Consider the following 2,196-nt stretch of genomic DNA (forward strand, 5'->3'; position numbering starts at 1 on the left):
GAAATATCCAGACTATCCGTATTAACTTCGTGGATTTCCGACAGGGAGATATAGGTAAAACTTTCCTTCAGGCGATCGCCAAGGGCCGAAAAATCCCGATGTAATTGGGGCAAATCCGGCAACTGCAAAGCTGACCAATCCTGGGCCACCGCATCAAACCACCGTTCACTATGGGCCGCACATTGTTCCGGTTCATCCAGCACACAAACCGTTTCCGTCGGCAAATAGTCCAATAAACAAGCAGGCTCAGCAAAGGCCAAACCCAAAAATCGCTGCAATCCCTCCTTGCCAAACAATGCCTCAGTTTCCGCATCTTCTCCCCAAGCAGAGAGATCGATGGCCTGGGCATTTAGGGCCGGTTCAATTACCTGGTCAAAACTGGTGGGGGTCAGCACCAAACCAGTCAAGTCATCCAAAGAACGCTGGCTCGAAGGATCAAACTCCCGAATTTTTTCCAACTCATCGCCAAACCATTCCAGCCGCACTGGTAGCTCCGCCGACACCGGAAAAATATCAACAATGTCCCCCCGCCGACTCCATTGTCCCTCCGTTTCTACGGTGCTCCCCCGTTCGTAGCCCAATCTAGTCAGGGTTAACTCCAGACTTTTGCTATCCATCTCCTGACCCCGCCGTAGGGTCAAGCAGTACTGCCGCAGGGTTGCCACCGGCGGTAAATGGGGCTGCAGGGCCTTTTCCGTGGCAATAATCGCCTTGCCCTTAACCTGATGGCCCTGGATCAATTCCGCCAACACCTGCATTTGTCCCCAGACCATTTCCGACTCCAGCCGCCCAGTGTCATAGGGGGAAGCTTCCGAAGTGGGGTAGAAGTTAACGGTTTGCCAACCCATCAGTTCTAACTGTGCTGTCCACCGTCCGGCTTCTTCCAACGTGGCAGTGATGACCAAAAGATTTTTCTCTAAGGACTGGGCCAAACTGGAAACAATCAACCCCTTGGGTAAGCGGGGTAGCCCACTGAGTTGCACATGGCCCCGCTTTTGTAATTTTTCCCGCAGGTCTTTGCTCAGAGGTAGGGTTTGCAGATGGCGCAGAATGGAGGAAAAGGTCATTGGGTTCAGAGCAGAGGAGATATTAACAAATCTTAGCCTGTTCCCCAGCCCAGCAGAATTTTTGTCCCTATTCCACCATTCCCCTGCTGAAGAACAGCCCCAGCGATGTCCCAGATCAGGCCATGGTTAATAATCAATCCCAAAGAAAGTCGGCCCCGAGGCTTGGTTCCCAGGAAAACCTTTCCCTTGCTTCAGTTGTCAAAAACAAGGACGACCAAAACCCCCCAACTGCCAGCGGACTTCAGGATCGGAAGAAGGGAAAAGGGAATCGGGAAAATTCTGTCATTAATGGAGATTAGCCATCTTTGTCCTGGCGGAGAAAGACCCGGTACACTCCGTAGAGAATCACCAACAAAATGGCCAAAGTGACCAAGGAAGCCACAAACCTCAGCACCTGGGTCAAAATCGAAAAGGTAACGAACAAAACGGCGATCGCCACGGCCCCCTTGGCGGGGAGGGGCAACTTATCAAACCATTGCTGGAACTGCAACCAATATTTGCGGGCCGCATCGGTGATGCCATCGTTCCCCGTATCGTAGGAATCCACCACCTCTACTTTGGGGGTTTTAACTTCCTGGTCTTGATAATCTGATGGGGTCATAGACGAATTTTCCTGACAAGATCGCTACCAAGGCAACCACTGGGGCCATTGGCCAAGGATCATAGCACAACTGCCTGCCCTCCTTGGTAAGGACACGGGTTAGGGCCTTGGGGGAAAAGTCAATAATTACAGTGACCCACAATGCAATCCCTTGGTCAATCACCAAACCCAGCCAACAGGGGATTTGTTTCTGGTGCCGATGCTATGTTGTTTTTTTCGTCTGCCCCCAGAATCCACTCCACTACCCATGGTGGGTTGACTGCCAACTCCCTCGACTCCTTACCAAGACTGGCTAACTATGCCGTCACTAGAGGGAAGTTTCCTTGACGGGACTTTTTTGCCAACAGGATTCCAGCAAAGAGATCTGATACATCGACCAAAAATGGGTCAACCGCCATGTTGCCTTTGACTCGCGACTGAAAATGGGTTGATTCAAATAACAAAACCAGAAACGAAATACTTGTCTGAACTTCCAGAACATGGTCGGTTTCCTCCCAAAACATTGAGTTGATATGTTCACAAAAGATT

Annotated in this window: 2 protein-coding genes and 1 pseudogene; all 3 read right to left on the minus strand. The window is 50.8% G+C overall.

The window, feature by feature from the left end:
- Window positions 1-1,174, minus strand: a pseudogene (locus IQ219_RS19150) (transcription-repair coupling factor); the annotation flags it as partial.
- A gap of 188 nt (window positions 1,175-1,362) precedes the next feature.
- On the minus strand, window positions 1,363-1,668 hold the full coding sequence (locus IQ219_RS19155) for a hypothetical protein (RefSeq protein WP_194073668.1): 306 nt from the start codon (window positions 1,666-1,668) through the stop codon (window positions 1,363-1,365).
- A gap of 296 nt (window positions 1,669-1,964) precedes the next feature.
- On the minus strand, window positions 1,965-2,196 hold a 232-nt coding region (locus IQ219_RS19160; protein ID WP_228017388.1), incomplete at its 5' end, for a hypothetical protein.

Source organism: Synechocystis sp. LEGE 06083 (assembly GCF_015207725.1).
GTDB classification, from domain to species: domain Bacteria; phylum Cyanobacteriota; class Cyanobacteriia; order Cyanobacteriales; family Microcystaceae; genus Synechocystis; species Synechocystis salina.